General features: G+C 75.0%; 1 pseudogene. It reads right to left on the bottom strand.

Features of this window, described 5'->3' with window-relative positions:
- Positions 1 to 311, bottom strand: a pseudogene (locus tag ACFWJO_RS40170) (hypothetical protein); the annotation flags it as partial.
- Between the last annotated feature and the right edge of the window lie 45 nt (positions 312 to 356).

Here is a 356-nt window from a genome sequence, read left to right as displayed (position 1 = left end):
GCCATGGACAGGCTCGCCCCCGGCACGCCGGCCACGGACGGGTCCGCGACGGTGACGTCCACGATGAACCCGGGCCGGCTGTGCATGCGCCGCGTGGTCACCGACTCCACGACGGCGACGACGGTCACCTCGGCGTCGTAGGGCAGGGCGGCGATGGGGGTGAGCTCGCCTCGTTCGATCCAGCGGCGCGGCACGTGGTCCAGCAGGTCCCCGACCGTGGTCAGGCCGAGCTCCTTCTCGAGGCGGGCGGGCAGCGTGCCGCCCAGCACCTCGGACAGGGGCAGGTCGGTGACGGGGGCCTCAGCGGCCATGGCACCCGTCCGGTGCGGCGTCTGCCTGCGACGGCTCGGCCAGGC

Origin of the sequence: Streptomyces sp. NPDC127092, assembly GCF_042722475.1 — a bacterium.
GTDB lineage: Bacteria > Actinomycetota > Actinomycetes > Streptomycetales > Streptomycetaceae > Streptomyces.
The sequence above is the reverse complement of the archived record's forward strand: the minus strand, read 5'-3'. Positions and strand labels throughout refer to the sequence as shown.